The organism is Nocardia sp. NPDC006044, from assembly GCF_042871115.1.
Taxonomy (GTDB): Bacteria; Actinomycetota; Actinomycetes; order Mycobacteriales; family Mycobacteriaceae; genus Nocardia.
Genome location: NZ_JBIAID010000007.1, coordinates 56,955 through 73,041, shown reverse-complemented (window position 1 = coordinate 73,041; position 16,087 = coordinate 56,955). Strand labels below are relative to the sequence as shown.

The following is a 16,087-nucleotide window of genomic DNA, read 5'->3' as shown; positions in this document are numbered from 1 at the left end:
TCGCGGACAACACCGCGGTCAACAAGCCGCTGCAAAGCACGAACGGTCACGGCGGACCGGTGTCGGCGGTGCCGTCGACCGAGCCCGCGCCGGCCGAGGTGAAGATCATCAACGCGGTGCAGACCAGGATCGCCACCCCGGAGGTGATCAAGGCGGCGCGCGGCATGTCGCACTTCGGCGAGCACGCGCTCGGCTGGGTCGGCATCGCCGCGGCCGGCTGGCTGGTGGACAAGCCGCGGCGCAGGCAGTGGGCCGGCGTCGCGGTCGGCGCGGTCGGCGCGCACGCGGCGTCCATCGTGATCAAGCGGGTCGTCCGGCGGCCCCGCCCCAACGATCCGTCGGTGCAGGTCAACGTGTCGACGCCGAGCAAGCTGAGCTTCCCGTCCTCGCACGCGACCTCGACCACCGCGGCGGCGGTGTTGCTCGGCAGATTGACCGGGCTACCCTTGCCTGCGGTGCTCGTCCCACCGATGCTGCTTTCCCGGGTCGTGCTCGGGGTGCACTATCCCTCCGATGTGCTCGCTGGTTCGGCGCTCGGTGCCGCGTCCGCCGCCGTTGTGCTTGCCACCGAAAAGAGACTCGATGACCGCCACAGAAAGAGCCTTGGTTGACCATGAGGGAGCGAGCGGAGTCATGAGCGAAGAGCCGACTGGTGCCGACCTAGCTGAGGCGGTCGTCAAGGGTCCGCCGAAGACGTTGGCGGGCGGGCTGATCAAGGCCGTCCGGCCGCGGCAGTGGGTCAAGAACGTCCTGGTGCTCGCGGCTCCGCTGGCCGCGGGCACGGCCAACGAACTCGACGTGCTCGGGCACGTCGGGATCGCCTTCGTGGTGTTCTGCCTGGCGGCTTCCGGCATCTACCTGGTCAACGACGCCCTCGACGTGGAGGCGGACCGGGCGCACCCGACCAAGCGGTTCCGGCCGATCGCGGCCGGCGTCGTCCCGGTCAACCTGGCCTACACGCTGGCGATCGTGCTGCTCGTCGCGTCGATCGCCGGTTCGTTCCTGGCGTCCTGGCACCTGGCCGTGGTGATGGCGATCTACATCGGCATCCAACTGGCCTACTGCTTCGGGCTCAAGCATCAGGCGGTGCTCGACATCTGCATCGTGTCCTCGGGCTTCCTGCTGCGCGCGGTGGCCGGTGGCGCGGCTGCGAACATCGTTCTGTCGCAGTGGTTCCTGTTGATCATGGCATTCGGCTCGCTGTTCATGGCCGCGGGCAAGCGCTACGCCGAACTGCAGATCGCGGTGAGCACGGGCGCCAAGATCCGCAAGTCGCTCGAGTACTACACGCCGACCTACCTGCGGTTCATCTGGACCCTCGCGGCCACCGCCGTCGTGGTGTTCTACGGTCTGTGGGCGTTCCAGCAGGACAACCTGAAAGACACCAACTGGTTCGCAATCTCGATGATTCCGTTTACCATCGCAATCCTGCGTTACGCGGTCGACGTCGATGGCGGCGAGGCCGGTGAACCCGAAGAGATCGCACTGGGGGACCGAGTCCTTCAGTTCCTCGCAATCGCCTGGATCGGAGCGGTAGGTGTCGCTGTCTATCTCACCTGACGAGATGTTGGTAGCGGGAGTGGATCAAGCGGAGTACGCGAACGAGGGGCCGGCCGTGCAGCCGGCCCGCTCGGCGTCGCGGTACGCCCTGCTATCCCGCGCCACGTTCGTCGGTGGGATCGCGCTCACCGTGGTCCTTTTCGCCGTCGGTGGCTGGCAGCGCCGCTGGATCGCCGACGACGGGCTGATCGTGCTGCGCACGGTGCGCAACCTGCTGGCAGGCAACGGCCCGGTGTTCAACGAGGGCGAGCGGGTCGAGACCAACACCAGCACCGCGTGGACCTACATCGTCTGGTTCTTCAGCTGGCTGACCCAGGCGCGGCTGGAGTACGTGGTGCTCGGCATCGCGTTCACCCTGTCGCTGGCCGCGGTCGTGTTCGCCATGCTCGGCGCGAGCCGGTTGTGGGGCGGCCCGAAGTCGGCGCTGCTGCTGCCCGCCGGAATGCTGGTCTACATCGCCATTCCGCCGGCCCGCGACTACGTCACCTCGGGGCTGGAGAGCTGCCTGGTGATCTGCTGGCTCGGCCTGCTGTGGTGGCAGCTGATCCGCTGGAGCCAGGCGGAGCGGGTCAGGCTGCCCGGGCTGTTCGGCCTGGTGTTCCTGGCGGGTCTGGCCCCGCTGATCCGGCCGGAGATGACGCTGGTCGGCGGCCTCGCGCTGCTGATGATCGTGATCGCGCCGATGCCCGAGTCGAAGCTGCGCCCGATCGTGTTGCGCGCCTTGATCATCGCGGCCGCGGGCCTGGTGCCGCTGGGTTATCAGATCTGGCGGATGGGCTACTACGGCCTGCCCTACCCGAACACCGCGGTCGCCAAGGACGCGGGCGGGGCCAAGTGGCATCAGGGCTTCATCTACCTCTGGGATCTGGTCGGGCCGTACTACCTGTGGGTGCCGCTGCTCGTGCTGCTGGTCGCGGGAGTCGTTGCGGCCCGCGGTAAAACCGCCGCGGCGCCGGACCCGGCCGGGCGGCACGCCGCGCCGGCGGAGCAGTCCCGCTGGAACGCGCGCCGGATCCGCGAGTGGCTGCGCTCGCCCGCCGCGGTGGTCACGCTGGTGCTGCTGAGCGGATTCATCCTCACCGTCTACGCGCTGCGCGTCGGCGGCGACTTCATGCACGGCCGGATGCTGCTCGCGCAGTTGTTCCTGCTGTTGCTGCCGGTCGCCGTGGTGCCGATCCGGTTGCCGGCCGGCGGGTTCCGTTCCGCGACCGCCGCCGACTGGTCGTTCGCGGTGGTGCTGTTCGCGTTGCTCGGCACCGCGGGCTGGGCGCTGTTCGCCGCGAACACGACCGCGATCAAGTCCGGCACCAAGATCACCTCGACCGGCATCGTCGACGAGCGGGTCTACTACGTGCTCAACACCGGCCACGATCATCCGATCCTGGCCGAGGACTACCTGGACTACCCGCGCATCCGGCCGATGGTGGACAACATCGCCGAGACGCCGAACGGCGGCCTGCTGCTGAACTCGCCGTCGTTCATGTTCTGGTACATCGCGCCGCCGCCGCAGCCGATCCCGGCCGGTGGCGCCGGGCACACGGTCTACTTCCTCAACCTCGGCATGACCAGCATGAACGTTCCGCTGAACGTGCGCGTCATCGATCAGATGGGCCTGGCCTATCCGCTCGCCGCGCATACCGAGCGGCTCACCGACGGCCGGATCGGGCACGACAAGGCGCTCTACCCGGATTGGGTCATCGTGGACACCGGCATGGTGGACAAGAAGCCGTGGATGCCCTGGTACCTGGACGAGAAGTGGGTGACCCAGGCGCGCACCGCGATGTCCTGCCCGGCCACCGAGGCGCTGCAGATCTCCTACCGCGATCCGCTCACCTTCGAGCGCTTCCGGCACAACCTGAAGCACGCGCTGACCTTCGCCAAGTACCGGATCGATCGGGTGCCCAAGTACGAGATCGAACGCTGCGGCCTGGTCGATCCGTTCCCCAAGCCCGCGCCGGCGCCGCGCTAGCCGGGCAAAGATCATCAGCCACACCGGGTCCCCCTTCACAGGGGGACCCGGTGCTGCATTGGGCAGGTTTCACAAAATTGACGTACACCCCTCTGTCTCGGTTCGATAACGCCACCGTCACGATGACGCGCTAGGCTGCGAAAGAACGCCCGTCATGACGTCAACTAGGTAGGCATCGGCGGGTCATCGTTAGACAACGGCCGATGCCGTTGCATGAACGAGAGGTCGAAACTGATGCGAGGCGTGTTCGGGCGTCTGAATACTCGAAGAGCCGGATCGTGGCTGAAGCGTTCGGCGCTGGTATCGATGGCGATTCTGCTGCCGCTCGGGGTGTCGGTGGCAGGGCCGGCCGGACCGGCGTCGGCGGCATTCAATCCGGATGGCTTCGATTTCTGGGTCGACTCGGAAATGGGCCCGATCAAGAACCGGGTGTTCCGCGCCGCCGACGGAAACACCGGCCGCGTGGTCTACGCGCTGGACGGCATGCGGGCCCGGCCGGATCTGAACGGCTGGGAAGTCGACACCGAGGTCGTGCGCGAGCTGACCAAGTGGAACATGAACGTCGTCATGCCGGTCGGCGGTCCGTCGAGCTTCTACGCCGACTGGAACGGGCCGAGTAACTTCTTCGGTCTCGGCAGCGCGGGTTCCTCGTCCACCGGCTCCGCCAATTCCGGCTCCGGCCTGCTGTCCGGTTCCGCGGGTATGGGCAAGTCCAATACCTACAAGTGGGAAACCTTCCTCACCCAGAACCTGCGCTACGCGCTGCGGGATCGCCTCGGCTTCAACCCGAACGGCAACGCCGTGTTCGGCCTGTCCATGGGCGGCAGTGCCGCGCTCACCCTGGCGGCCTACCACCCGGACCAGTTCCGTTACGCCGGTTCGTATTCCGGCTACCTGAACATCTCGGCGCCGGGCATGCGCGAGGCGCTGCGCGTGGCCATGCTGGACGCCGGCGGCTTCAACATCGACGCGATGGCTCCGCCGTGGGGCCCGCAGTGGCTGCGGATGGATCCGTTCGTCTTCGCGCCGCGGTTGAAGGCCAACAACACCCGGCTGTGGGTCTCGGCGGGCAGCGGCCTGCCCAGCGGCGCGGACGGTCTGAGCTTCAACACCGTCAACGCGATGGGACTCGAGGCGCTGGCGCTGGCCAACACCCGCGCGTTCCAGGTCCGGATGGCCACGCTGGGCGCCGGGAACGCCACCTACGACTTCCCGGCTGTCGGTGTGCACAACTGGACCTACTGGGCCGATGAGGTCTATCGGATGATCCCGGACATGTCCGCCAATATCGGGTGATTCCCGGGTAACCGGTTCGAGAGACCGTCCGGCGCCGAGTGCGCCGGACGGTCTTTTCCTATGCCAGGCGTCCAAGCGTCGTTCGGTAACGAATGAGAAGGGGTAGCGGCGGGCGAGTTGTGGCATGAGTCACTTTCCAGCAACATATAAGCTTCCGATGCCGATTGATACACGAAGAACATGCACGGAGGTCGATTCGTCCGGTTTCGGTGGACGGCGGCACTCGGTGTCCGCAACGGGGGCCGGTAGAGATCGCCAGCTGTTTGCCCCCCGGCCGCCCGAACGAAAGGTCGAGTTAGATGCGAATTGCCCGCTGGAAAGGTAGATCCGGTACGTCCGGAGCGACTGGTTCGTGGGTGAAGCGATCCGCACTCGGGGTCGCCGTGGCTCTATTGCTGCCCTTCGGAGTCGCGGCAGCAGGCAGTGGCGCCATCGCATCGGCGGGCATGGACCCCGGCGCGTTCGACTTCTGGGTCGATTCCGGCATGGGCCCGATCAAGACCCGCGTGCTGCGCGCCCGGGACGGCAACACCAACCGGGTCGCCTACGTGCTCGACGGCATGCGCGCGCCGGAGACGCTGAACGGCTGGGAGATCGAGACCAACGTTCCCGCGGTCCTGGCCGACGCCAACATCAACGTGGTCATGCCGGTCGGCGGCATGTCCAGCTTCTACGCCGACTGGAACGCGCCGAGCGAGCTGGCCGGCATCCCGGCGGGCACCGGCTCGTCCTCGGGTTCCGGCGCGCTGAACATCCTGGCCGCGGGCCCGGGTAAGAGCTACCGCTACCAGTGGGAGACCTTCCTGACCCGCGACCTGCGCAACGCGCTGCAGGAGCGGCTCGGCTTCAACCCCAACCGAAACGGCGTGTTCGGCCTGTCCATGGGCGGCAGCGCGGCGCTCACCCTGGCCGCCTACCACCCGGATCAGTTCAGCTTCGCCGGCTCGTACTCCGGCTACCTGAACATCTCCGCCCCTGGCATGCGCGAGGCGATCCGCATCGCCATGCTGGACGCGGGCGGCTACAACGTCGACTCGATGGCGCCGCCGTGGGGCCCGCAGTGGCTGCGCATGGATCCGTTCGTCTTCGCGCCGAACCTGGTGCGTAACGGCACCCGCCTGTGGATCGCCGCGGCCAGTGGCCTGCCGACGGCCAACGACGGCCCCAGCTTCAACACGCTGAACGGCATGGGCCTGGAGGCCCTGGCGCTGGCCAACACCCGCGCGTTCAACGTGCGGATGGCGACGCTGGGCGGCGGGAACGCCGTCTACTCCTACCCGGCCTACGGTATTCACGCGTGGAACAACTGGACCGAAGAGGCCTACCGGATGATTCCGGACATGTCCGCCAATATCGGCTGACGAATTCGTCGCACTCGGACCGCCCGGCGCTACCAGCACCGGGCGGTCTGTTGTTTTTCACCCGGTTCGCGGATATGCGGGAGATGATTGTCTGGTTGATCGCTGGCGGACATATCGCGATCTTGTCGGGATGATGTCGTTCGGCCGGAACTCGGCCTCGGTTAATCGCCGGCTGTTCGTCACGATCCGGCATCGCGCCGCGTTTTCCGACGGATATCGCTCGAATAAGTGCTTATAGAAGAGCGATAGGCCCGATGGCTTCGCCCAGGGAAGCGTTCGATGCCGAGTGTCGATCTACATGCACCACAGCGGCGATCAACGGTGATCGCCCGGGCGAAAGGTCGAATCGATGCGATCAGGCGGAGTAAGCGGAACGGTTGCCGGTGTTGCGGAAACGACGGATCGCCGCCGGCTGCGGCGCACGGTCGCGGGGTTGGCGCTCGCGCTCGTGCTGCCACTCGGCGGACTCGCCGCACCGGCGCAGGCAGGCTTCGACCCGAGCGGCCACGACTTCTGGGTCGACTCGAGCATGGGCCCGATCAAGACCAGGATCTTCCGTGCCCTGGACGGCAACACCCGCCGCGTGGTCTACGCGCTGGACGGCCTGCGCGCCCGCAACGATCTGAGCGGCTGGGAGGTCGACACCGATATCTCCAGGGTGCTCCCGCGCTGGAACATCAATGTGGTGATGCCGGTGGGCGGTCAGTCCAGTTTCTATTCGGATTGGATCGCGCCGAGCAATACCAACGGCCAGCAGCAGCCCTACGCCTGGGAGAGCTTTCTCACCGAGAACCTGCGCTGGGCGTTACGCGACCGGCTCGGCTTCAACCCGCGCGGCAACGGCGTGTTCGGGCTGTCCATGGGCGGCAGCGCGGCGCTCGCGTTGGCGGCCTACCATCCGGACCAGTTCCGTTACGCGGGTTCGTATTCCGGTTACCTGAACATTTCCGCGCCCGCCATGAAGGAGGGGCTGCGGCTGGCCATGCTGGACGCGGGCGGGTTCAACATCGACGCGATGTGGGGTCCGCCATGGGATCCGCGCTGGTTGCGTAACGACCCGTTCATGTTCGCGCCACTGTTGCGCGCCAATGGAACTCGGCTGTGGATCTCCTCCGGCAACGGCCTGAACGGACCGCGTGACGTGATCAACAACCCGATCGACGTCTACCACCTCGGCAACGCGATGGCGCTGGAAACGATCGCGCTCGCCAACACCCGCAGCTTTGAAGCTCGGATTAACAGTCTGGGACCGAGCAACTCGGTGTTCGTCTACACGCCGGTAGGCGTGCACAGCTGGAACTACTGGCAGGACCAGGTGTTCCAGATGCTGCCCGACCTCAGCGCCAATTTGGGTTGAGCTGACACTTCCCGCCATCAGGTGAAAATTTGGGGTTCCGGCACGACAATCACCGGGGGAACGCGATAGGGTCACCGCACCATCACAGATTGCGTACGGGCGGATTTCGGCCACCAGGTTGCCTCGGTCTTGCTAAGGCCACGGGTGTCGAATATCGTCCAGCGAGCGCAAGTGTGACCAGATCGTTGTTTCGCAGTCGCCTGCGCCGGAATGTCGGGGTCCGGTGCGCGGCGGTGTGCGACTCGTTGGCAGCACTGGTGTGGTTGCGCCCCTCGCGGGTCGCCGACCGCACCACAACAGGCAGAAAAGCAGAAAGAGAGCAGGATTCATGCGTTTCGGCAGGGCGGCCGCGCCGATGAGAACGAAATCGGGACGGCGAGGCGCACCTCGTGGTTGGCGTAATCGAATTCTGGCTGTCGGTGCCGCTGCGTTGGCGCTACCGATCGCCGCCGGTGTGGCGGCCCCGATCGCCACCGCGGCGCCGGTGCACGCTCCGGTATTGCGTTCCCCGGCAGGTGGATTCGAAGATCTGATGGTCCCGTCCAGCATGGGGCCGATCAAGGTTCAGGTGCAGTGGGCAGCCCGCGGCGGCAACGCGGCGCTCTACCTGCTCGACGGTCTCCGGGCGCGCGACGATCGCAACGCCTGGTCGTTCGAGACGAACGCGCTGCAGCAGTTCGGCGGCGACAACATCACCCTGGTCATGCCGGTCGGTGGTCAGTCCAGCTTCTACACGGACTGGTACCAGCCGAGCAACCTGAACGGCCAGAAGGTCACCTACAAGTGGGAAACCTTCCTGACCAAGGAACTTCCGGCCTTCCTCGAGGGCTACGGCGTCTCGCGTACCAACAACGCGGTGGCCGGTCTCTCGATGGGTGGCAGTGGCGCGCTCGCGCTGGCCGCCTACCACCGCGATCAGTTCAAGTACGCCGCCTCCTACTCGGGCTACCTGAACATCTCCGCGCCGGGCATGCGTGAGGCGATCCGCGTCGCGATGCTGGACGCCGGACGCTACAACGTCGACTCGATGGCCGCCCCGTGGAGCCCCGCGTGGCTGCGCATGGACCCGTTCGTGTTCGCGCCGCAGCTCAAGGGTCTGCCGATGTACATCTCGGCGGCCAGCGGCCTGCCGGGTCAGTACGACAGCCCGAACTCGGCCGTCGGCGTGTTCAACACCGGCAACGCGATGGCGCTCGAGGCGCTCTCGCTGGTGAACACCCGCGCGTTCCAGGCCCGCCTGGCCTCGCTCGGCATCCCGGCCACGTTCGACTTCCCGGCCCAGGGCACGCACTCCTGGAAGTACTGGGAGGGCGAGCTGTTCAAGTCCCGCAACGGCATCCTGGACGCCACCGGCGCCTGGTGATCGCTGCTTGACCCACTCAGGCCGTACCCCGCGGGGTACGGCCTGAGTTGTCTTTCGGGGCAGGTGGTTTCACCGAGGATCACGGCACGCGGTCACCGCCGGATGCGTTGTGCGAGCTCGCATAACGAACATGGCGGTTTTCTAATAGTGCGTGTCCCTCCCCGGAACACGGCGCGCACGGGAGTAGAAAGCTCTTGTGGCAGGGATTCGGCGCGGCAGATGGGGGAGACGCGAGCGTCGTGGCGCTCGTCCGGCTCGCGGGCGGTCAGTGCTGCTCGCCACCGCCATGGTGATCCCGTTGGCCGCGGGCATCGCGCCGGCGTCCGCGCAGCCCGCGCCCGCCCCCGCGGCGCCGGAGGCCGCCGTGGCCCCGGCAACCATCCAGCGGGTGATCTGGCTGACCGACCGCCGGGTTGCCCTGTGGATCAATTCGCCGTCCATGGCCACGCCGGTCCAGGTGCAGCTGCTGCTCGCCCGGGACTGGGCCACCCGCCCCGACGCGCGCTTCCCGGTGCTGTACATGCTCGACGGCCTGCGCGCCCAGGACGACGAGAGCGGCTGGACCAAGGACGCCGGCGCCGTCGACTTCTTCGCCGACAAGAACGTCACCGTGGTGCTGCCGATCGGCGGCCAGTCCAGCTTCTACTCCGACTGGATCCAGCCGGACAACGGCAAGAACTACAAGTGGGAAACCTTCCTGACCAAGGAACTGCCGCCGCTGCTCGAGGGCGACTGGCGGGCCACGGATGTGCGTGCCCTGGAAGGCCTTTCGATGGGTGGCACGGCGGCCATGTTCCTGGCCGCGCGCAACCCGGGCTTCGCCAAGTTCGCCGCGTCCTACTCCGGCTTCCTCACCACCACCACGATCGGCATGCCGCAGGCCATCCAGTTCGCCATGCGCGACGCGGGCGGCTTCGACACCGGCGCCATGTGGGGCCCGCCGACCAGCCCGGAATGGGCCGCGCACGACCCGTACACGCTGGCGGAGAAGTTGAAGGGCATCACCCTCTACGTCTCCAGTGGCAGCGGCGCCACCGGCCCGTTCGACCAGGCGTCCGGCATTCCCGGAGTCAGCACCAACTACGCGGGCATGGGCCTGGAGATCCTGTCCCGGCTCACCTCGCAGAACTTCGTCACCAAGCTCGGTCGGCTGGCCATCCCCGCGCAGGTGAATTACCGCCCGTCCGGGACGCATTCGTGGCCCTACTGGGACTTCGAGATGCGCCAGTCCTGGACCCAGGCCGCCGCCGCGCTCGGCGTCGATCCCGGCAAGACCGCGTGCACCGTCGGCGGCCAGATCGCCACCGTGGCCGCCGCGAACAACTGGCTCGGCGACTGTCTCTCCGGTGAATACCCGGTGGCCGGCGGTGTGGCCCAAGACTTCCGGGCAGGCCGGGTCTACTTCACCCAGGCCGGCGGCGCGCACCCGGTCGGCGGCATGATCGGCGGCGGATACCAGGCCGCGCAGGGCGCCGCGGGACCGCTCGGCCTGCCGACCGGCGACGAACGCGGACTGCCCGACGGCAAGGGCCGCATGCAGACCTTCCAGAACGGCTCGCTCTACTGGACCCCGCAGACCGGCGCCCAGGTCGTCCGCGGCGCCATCCTCGACGAGTGGGGCCGGCAGGGCTACGAAGGCGGACCCGCGGGCTACCCGGTCGCCCCCGAGGTCAAGACCCCCAACCGGGACGGTGCGGTGCAGTCCTTCGAGAACGGCCCGTTCTACTACAGCGCCAAAACCGGCGTACACCGCGTCCAGGGCATGATCCTGGGCAAGTACGCCCAAATGGGTTACGAGAACAGCTTCCTCGGCTTCCCCACCGCCGAAGAACAGCCCACCAAAGACCTGGGCCGCTACAGCCGCTTCGAAGGCGGCAACATCTACTGGAGCCCCCTCTCCAGCACCTGGTCGGTGAAGAACGGCCCCATCATGGACGCCTGGCAGGTCGTCGGCTACGAAAACGGCAAGCTCGGCTACCCGATCAGCGACGAGTTCCCCGTCCCCGGCGGCGTCCAGCAGAACTTCCAAACCGGCTTCATCGTCATCAAAGACGGAAAGCCAGAAGTCCACGCCCTGTAACGAGTTTGGTCACCCCCGCTCTTGGCTAACACCAGTCGAGACTTACCCACAAACTCAACCCCAACGGAGCGAGCCCGACGAGCGACTCGTTCGTGGCCCGTCTCGCGTCCGAGTTGTCGAAGCGCATGCGCCGAAGGCGCCAGTCTCGACAGCTCGGACGCGAGACTCCCAGGGGGCACGAACCCGCCGCGCCCGCGCGGCCAATAGCATGAGGGCGACCTCCCCCGTTTGCGAACAGATCGAGGACAGAATTCATGCAGAGGACCCGTGGCAAGGTATTCGGCGTTGTTGTGGCGATCGCCGCGACCGGCCTGCTCGCCGCCTGTGGCGGCAACGACTCGACCGCGTCGAGCACGCCGACGCTGACCCGCACCACGGCGGCGACGCAGCCGCCCGCGGCGTCCAGCACCAGCGCCGATCCGGGCCAGCAGGCCCCGGCGCCCGCTCCGGCCCCGGCGCCCCAGCAGCCGTCGGCCGAGACGGTGGCGCCCGAGCGGCCCCAGCCGATCGACACTCCGCCGCCCGCGGACACCTCGAAGCTCACCGACAAGGACAAGAAGTACCTCGACTCGCTCAAGCAGCAGGGGGTCACTCCGTCCACCCCGGATATCGCGCTGAGCGTGGCGAACTATGTGTGCCAGGGCACCGCGTCCGGCGCCTCCGATCAGGATCTGATGACCTTCGTGACCGCGATGGCCGGTTCCGATCCGTCCTTCGACCCGGCCAAGATGCCGGTGGAGAAGGCCGGGCAGGTCTACATCAGCGCCGCTAAGCAGAACTACTGCAAGTGAACGGACGCGGCGGTTCGGGAACTCGCCGGTCCAGGCCGGCGGGTTGTCTCCTGCTGATCGGGATCCCGGTGCTGATCATCATCGTGGTGCTGCTGCTGTGGTACCTGCTGGCCGGTCTGCTGAAGCAGCCGAAGCCAGGTCCCAAGCCGCCGAAGGAGCCCACCTCGCAGTCGGCGGATTGCCCGGACGTGCAGATGATTTCGGTGCCGGGCACCTGGGAGTCCAACAGCAACGACGATCCGCACAACCCGACGGCGAACCCGATGTCGTTGATGCTCAACGTCTCCAACCCGGTCGGGCAGCAGTTCCCGAAGGAACGGCTGGACGTCTACACCGTCCCGTACGTCGCGCAGTTCTCCAATCCGGTCGCGCTTCCGCCGGATGGCCAGGCGTCCTACAACGCCAGCCGCTCGGAGGGCACCCAGCGGATGGTCGACGCGATGGCCGCGCGCTACCGCGACTGTCCGCTGACCACCTACGTGATCGCCGGGTTCTCCCAGGGCGCGGTGATCGCGGGCGACGTGGCCTCCGACATCGGCCAGGGCAAGGGCCCGGTGCCGGCCGGCAAGGTGCTCGGCGTGACGCTGATTTCCGACGGCAGGCGCACCGGCGACACCGGTCCCGGCGAGGCCGTCCAGGTCGGCGCGGTGCCGCCGGGCGTCGGCGCGGAGGTCGCGCTCAAGGGCCTCAACGTTCCGGGCATCACGATGACCGGCCCGCGTCCCGGCGGCTTCGGCGAACTGGCCCCGCGCACCTTCACCATCTGCGCGAAGGGCGATCTGATCTGTGACGCACCGCGACAGGCGTTGAGCCCGTTCAACATCATGGGCAGCGTCGGCGCCCTGGTGCGTGCGGCGGGCAACCCGGTGCACGCGCTGTACAACGGTTTCGTCGTCGAGGACAGCGGCGCGACCTCGACCCAGTGGACCGTCAACTGGGCGAACGGGCTGATCGAATCGGCGCCGCATCCGGCACATTCGTGAGAACTCACAGACAATATTGCGGTCGGCACGCAGTACACCTAGTGCTGCTCCGACAAGCGCGACTCCCATTGGGCAGGACGCTGTAAAGTGCCGCTGGTGATCGCGACGCAGGTAACACTCCGCGTTCGGGGTAGGACCGCCCTGCACCGTCGCGCCCGAATTTCCTTACAGCCAGGAGCATGAGTTCATGACAGAAGCCGCCGCACCAGCCGGTGAGTTGACCGCGCTCGGTACGCCGCCGCGCAGCTTCCGCTTCGGGGCAGCAGGCGAGGGAAACAAGCAAGAGGGTGGCGCCCGCAAGTTCATCCAGACGGCGCAGCAGGCCGAGGAATACGGCTTCGACACCTTCTTCGTGCCGGATCACCTCGGTGATCAGATCGGCCCGATCGCGGCCCTCGGCGCGCTGACCCAGGCCACCGAGAAGATCCGTCTCGGAACGTCGGTGCTGGCCAACGGTTTCCGGCACCCCGTGGTGCTGGCCAAGGACCTGGCCACCATCGATGTGCTGTCCAAGGGGCGGCTCGAGGTCGGCGTCGGCGCGGGCTGGAAGCAGGACGAGTTCCTCGCGGCCGGTCTGCCCTACGAGACCCCCGGCATCCGGCTGGAGAAGCTGGACGAGACGCTGACCATCCTGGACGTGCTGCTGCGCGGCCAGGAGTGCACCTTCGAGGGCAAGTATTACCAGGTGCGCGGGATCAAGGGCACGCCACGTCCGCGGCAGGGTCCGCGCCCGCCGATCTGCACCGGCGGCGGCGGCCCGAAGATGCTGCGGCTGGCCGCCAAGCACGCCGACATCATCTCGATCGTGCCGGTGACCACCAAGAACGGTAAAGGCCTCTTGTCGGGGATCACCATGGAGAAGACGATCGAGAAGGTGAACCTGATCCGCGAGGCCGCGGGCGACCGGTTCGCCGACATCGAGCTCAACTGGGCGATCACCGCCATCGTCATCACCGACGATCGCGAGAAGACCGCGGAGATGGCGCTTTCCGCGATCGAGCGAGGTCTGCACCCGGATCTCGAAGTAGACGTGAAGCTTTCGGTCGAGGACATCCTGAACTCGCCCTACGTGGCCATCGGCAGCTTCGAGGAAATCGCCGAGCAGATCCGCCGTGTGCGCCAACTCACCTCGATGTCGTATGTCGGGGTGTTTCCCACCCAGATGGACGCATTCGCCCCCGTTATTCCCCTGCTGCGAGACGAGTGAGCCGGGCTTCTCTGTAACATGACTCTGGTTTGAGTACATCTAGCCGATAGCGGTCACCGCGCAGACCGCCCAATAACTGCAGGCTGACTCGGGCACTTGGAGCCACCCGCGGGCGAAAGCGAGTCGGGGCCTCACAGGTAACTACGGCGTTGTCGTCGTCTTGCTGCGTGTGCCTCGGAGGAGAAGAAGGAATGGAAGAGACTTTCGACGACTACCTGGACGAGACCGGGAACATCCGAATTCCCGAGGATCACACCCTGGTCGATCACGTCGAGAAGCACACCCGGAACGACGCGAACACCCTGGCGTACCGCTACATCGACTACTCGCGTGAGCGTGATGGCGAGGCGCAGGAACTGACGTGGCGTGAGTTCGGCATTCGGCTGCGCGCGGTGGCCGCTCGACTGCAGCAGGTGACCAACCCGGGTGACCGGGTCGCGATCCTCGCGCCGCAGGGCCTGGATTATGTGATCTCCTTCTTCGCCGCGATCTACGCCGGCACCATCTCGGTGCCGCTGTTCGACCCGGACGAGCCAGGTCACACCGACCGCCTGCACGCCGTGCTGGCCGACTGCGAGCCCGCCGCCATCCTGACCGCCAGTTCGTCGGCGGCCGGGGTGCGGCAGTTCTTCCGGTCGCTGCCCGCGGCGCAGCGTCCGCGCATCATCGCGGTGGACGCGATCCCGGACAGCGTGGGCGAGGGCTGGGTGCGCCCGGACATCGCCATCGACGACATCGCCTACCTGCAGTACACCTCGGGCTCGACCCGGACCCCGGCCGGTGTGGAGATCACCCACCGCGCGGTCGGCACCAACCTGCTGCAGATGGTCGACGCGATCAACCTGGACTGGAACTCGCGCGGCGTCACCTGGCTGCCGCTGTTCCACGACATGGGCCTGCTGACGGTGATCCTGCCCGCGGTCGGCGGCAAGTACATCACCATCATGTCGCCGAGCGCGTTCGTGCGCCGCCCGTATCGCTGGATCAAGGAACTCGCCGCGCAGTCCGACGGCGCCGGAACCTTCGCCGCCGCACCGAATTTCGCGTTCGAGCACGCGGCCGCGCGCGGCCTGCCGAAGAATGGCGAGTCGCTCGATCTATCCAACGTGATCGGCCTGATCAACGGCAGCGAGCCGGTGACGACCACCTCGATGAAGAAGTTCAACGAGGCGTTCGCGCCGTACGGCCTGCCCAAGACCGCGATCAAGCCCTGCTACGGCATGGCCGAGGCGACGCTGTTCGTGTCGGCGACCAAGGCCGAGGACGAGGCCAAGGTGGTCTACGTCGATCGCAACGAGCTCAACGCCGGCCGGATGGTCAAGGTCGAGCCGGGCTCGGAGAACGCCATCGCGCAGGTGTCCTGCGGTTACGTCGCGCTGTCGCAGTGGGCCGTGATCGTCGATCCGGAGACCGTCGAGGACGACGGCGGGCACGAGCAGCCCGACGGCCGGGTCGGCGAGATCTGGTTGCACGGCAACAACATGGGCATCGGGTACTGGGGTCGCCCGGACGAGACGTCGGCGACCTTCCGGAACAAGGTGCCGCACCGGCTGGCCGAGGGCAGCCACGCCGAGGGCACCGACCGCGACGCCAACTGGATGCGCACCGGCGACTACGGCGTGTACCTGGACGGCGAGCTGTACATCACCGGGCGGGTGAAGGACCTGGTGATCGTCGACGGCCGCAACCACTACCCGCAGGATCTCGAGTTCTCCGCGCAGGAATCCTCCAAGGCGCTGCGCCCCGGCTTCATCGCCGCGTTCTCGGTGCCGGCGAACCAGCTGCCCGCGCTCGTCTTCGACCAGGGCAGCCATTCCGGCCTGAAGTTCGACGCCGACGACGCCTCCGAGCAGCTGGTGATCGTGGCCGAGCGCGGTCCGGGCGCGGGCAAGGCGGATCCGCTGCCGATCGCCGACGAGGTGCGGGCCGCGGTGGCCTCGCGTCACGGCGTCACCGTTCGCGACGTACTGCTGGTCCCCGCGGGTTCCATCCCGCGTACCTCCAGCGGCAAGATCGCCCGGCGGGCCTGCAAGGCCGCCTACCTCGAGGGCACGCTGCGGGGTGGTTACACCCAGCAGGCGTTCCCCGATGCACCGGAAGAGTAATCGCCCAGGGGGTGG

12 protein-coding genes are annotated in these 16,087 nt (G+C 67.3%); all 12 read left to right on the top strand.

All coding sequences use genetic code 11. From position 1 onward, the window contains the following. Window positions 1-59 precede the first annotated feature (59 nt). Window positions 60-611 carry a phosphatase PAP2 family protein gene (locus tag ACFYO1_RS41250; protein WP_387244628.1) on the top strand — a complete coding sequence of 184 codons (552 nt, stop codon included), beginning with the start codon at window positions 60-62 and terminating at the stop codon, window positions 609-611. A 22-nt stretch (window positions 612-633) separates the two neighbouring features. Beyond that, window positions 634-1,560, top strand: a complete 927-nt coding sequence (locus tag ACFYO1_RS41245) for a decaprenyl-phosphate phosphoribosyltransferase (RefSeq protein WP_387244280.1) — start codon at window positions 634-636, stop codon at window positions 1,558-1,560. Between the two features lie 4 nt (window positions 1,561-1,564). Continuing rightward, window positions 1,565-3,529: a flagellar motor control protein ZomB gene (gene zomB / locus ACFYO1_RS41240; RefSeq protein ID WP_387244277.1), complete on the top strand. Its 1,965-nt coding sequence runs from the start codon at window positions 1,565-1,567 to the stop codon at window positions 3,527-3,529. A 213-nt stretch (window positions 3,530-3,742) separates the two neighbouring features. After that, window positions 3,743-4,825 (top strand): alpha/beta hydrolase, encoded by a 1,083-nt coding sequence (locus ACFYO1_RS41235; protein WP_387244274.1) that lies wholly within the window; start codon window positions 3,743-3,745, stop codon window positions 4,823-4,825. 299 nt (window positions 4,826-5,124) lie between these two features. Then, the gene (locus tag ACFYO1_RS41230; RefSeq protein WP_387244270.1) at window positions 5,125-6,186 is read left to right on the top strand and encodes an alpha/beta hydrolase; all 1,062 of its coding nucleotides are present in this window, start codon (window positions 5,125-5,127) and stop codon (window positions 6,184-6,186) included. 349 nt (window positions 6,187-6,535) lie between these two features. Next, window positions 6,536-7,543, top strand: coding sequence for an alpha/beta hydrolase (locus tag ACFYO1_RS41225; RefSeq protein ID WP_387244268.1), 1,008 nt, complete (start codon window positions 6,536-6,538; stop codon window positions 7,541-7,543). Between the two features lie 328 nt (window positions 7,544-7,871). Then, complete coding sequence (locus ACFYO1_RS41220) at window positions 7,872-8,906, top strand: alpha/beta hydrolase (RefSeq protein WP_387244264.1); 1,035 nt, start codon at window positions 7,872-7,874, stop codon at window positions 8,904-8,906. Window positions 8,907-9,192: 286 nt separating this feature from the next. Further along, complete coding sequence (locus ACFYO1_RS41215) at window positions 9,193-10,986, top strand: alpha/beta hydrolase-fold protein (protein ID WP_387244625.1); 1,794 nt, start codon at window positions 9,193-9,195, stop codon at window positions 10,984-10,986. Between the two features lie 254 nt (window positions 10,987-11,240). Then, on the top strand, window positions 11,241-11,777 hold the full coding sequence (locus ACFYO1_RS41210; RefSeq protein WP_387244261.1) for a DUF732 domain-containing protein: 537 nt from the start codon (window positions 11,241-11,243) through the stop codon (window positions 11,775-11,777). Then, window positions 11,768-12,760: a cutinase family protein gene (locus ACFYO1_RS41205; protein WP_387244622.1), complete on the top strand. Its 993-nt coding sequence runs from the start codon at window positions 11,768-11,770 to the stop codon at window positions 12,758-12,760. Before ACFYO1_RS41210 ends, ACFYO1_RS41205 begins: the two co-directional genes overlap by 10 nt. A 187-nt stretch (window positions 12,761-12,947) precedes the next feature. Next, window positions 12,948-13,967 carry an LLM class F420-dependent oxidoreductase gene (locus tag ACFYO1_RS41200; protein WP_387244258.1) on the top strand — a complete coding sequence of 340 codons (1,020 nt, stop codon included), beginning with the start codon at window positions 12,948-12,950 and terminating at the stop codon, window positions 13,965-13,967. A gap of 191 nt (window positions 13,968-14,158) precedes the next feature. Further along, window positions 14,159-16,072, top strand: coding sequence for a long-chain-fatty-acid--AMP ligase FadD32 (gene fadD32 / locus ACFYO1_RS41195; protein ID WP_387244255.1), 1,914 nt, complete (start codon window positions 14,159-14,161; stop codon window positions 16,070-16,072). Window positions 16,073-16,087: the final 15 nt, after the last annotated feature.

Bases quoted from the DNA above. Each gene is read 5' to 3' on its own strand.
- ACFYO1_RS41245 (WP_387244280.1), top strand. From the start codon at position 634: ATGAGCGAAGAGCCGACTGGTGCCGACCTAGCTGAGGCGGTCGTCAAG.
- zomB (WP_387244277.1), top strand. From the start codon at position 1,565: ATGTTGGTAGCGGGAGTGGATCAAGCGGAGTACGCGAACGAGGGGCCG.
- ACFYO1_RS41235 (WP_387244274.1), top strand. From the start codon at position 3,743: ATGAACGAGAGGTCGAAACTGATGCGAGGCGTGTTCGGGCGTCTGAAT.
- ACFYO1_RS41230 (WP_387244270.1), top strand. From the start codon at position 5,125: ATGCGAATTGCCCGCTGGAAAGGTAGATCCGGTACGTCCGGAGCGACT.
- ACFYO1_RS41225 (WP_387244268.1), top strand. From the start codon at position 6,536: ATGCGATCAGGCGGAGTAAGCGGAACGGTTGCCGGTGTTGCGGAAACG.
- ACFYO1_RS41220 (WP_387244264.1), top strand. From the start codon at position 7,872: ATGCGTTTCGGCAGGGCGGCCGCGCCGATGAGAACGAAATCGGGACGG.
- ACFYO1_RS41215 (WP_387244625.1), top strand. From the start codon at position 9,193: ATGGTGATCCCGTTGGCCGCGGGCATCGCGCCGGCGTCCGCGCAGCCC.
- ACFYO1_RS41210 (WP_387244261.1), top strand. From the start codon at position 11,241: ATGCAGAGGACCCGTGGCAAGGTATTCGGCGTTGTTGTGGCGATCGCC.
- ACFYO1_RS41200 (WP_387244258.1), top strand. From the start codon at position 12,948: ATGACAGAAGCCGCCGCACCAGCCGGTGAGTTGACCGCGCTCGGTACG.
- fadD32 (WP_387244255.1), top strand. From the start codon at position 14,159: ATGGAAGAGACTTTCGACGACTACCTGGACGAGACCGGGAACATCCGA.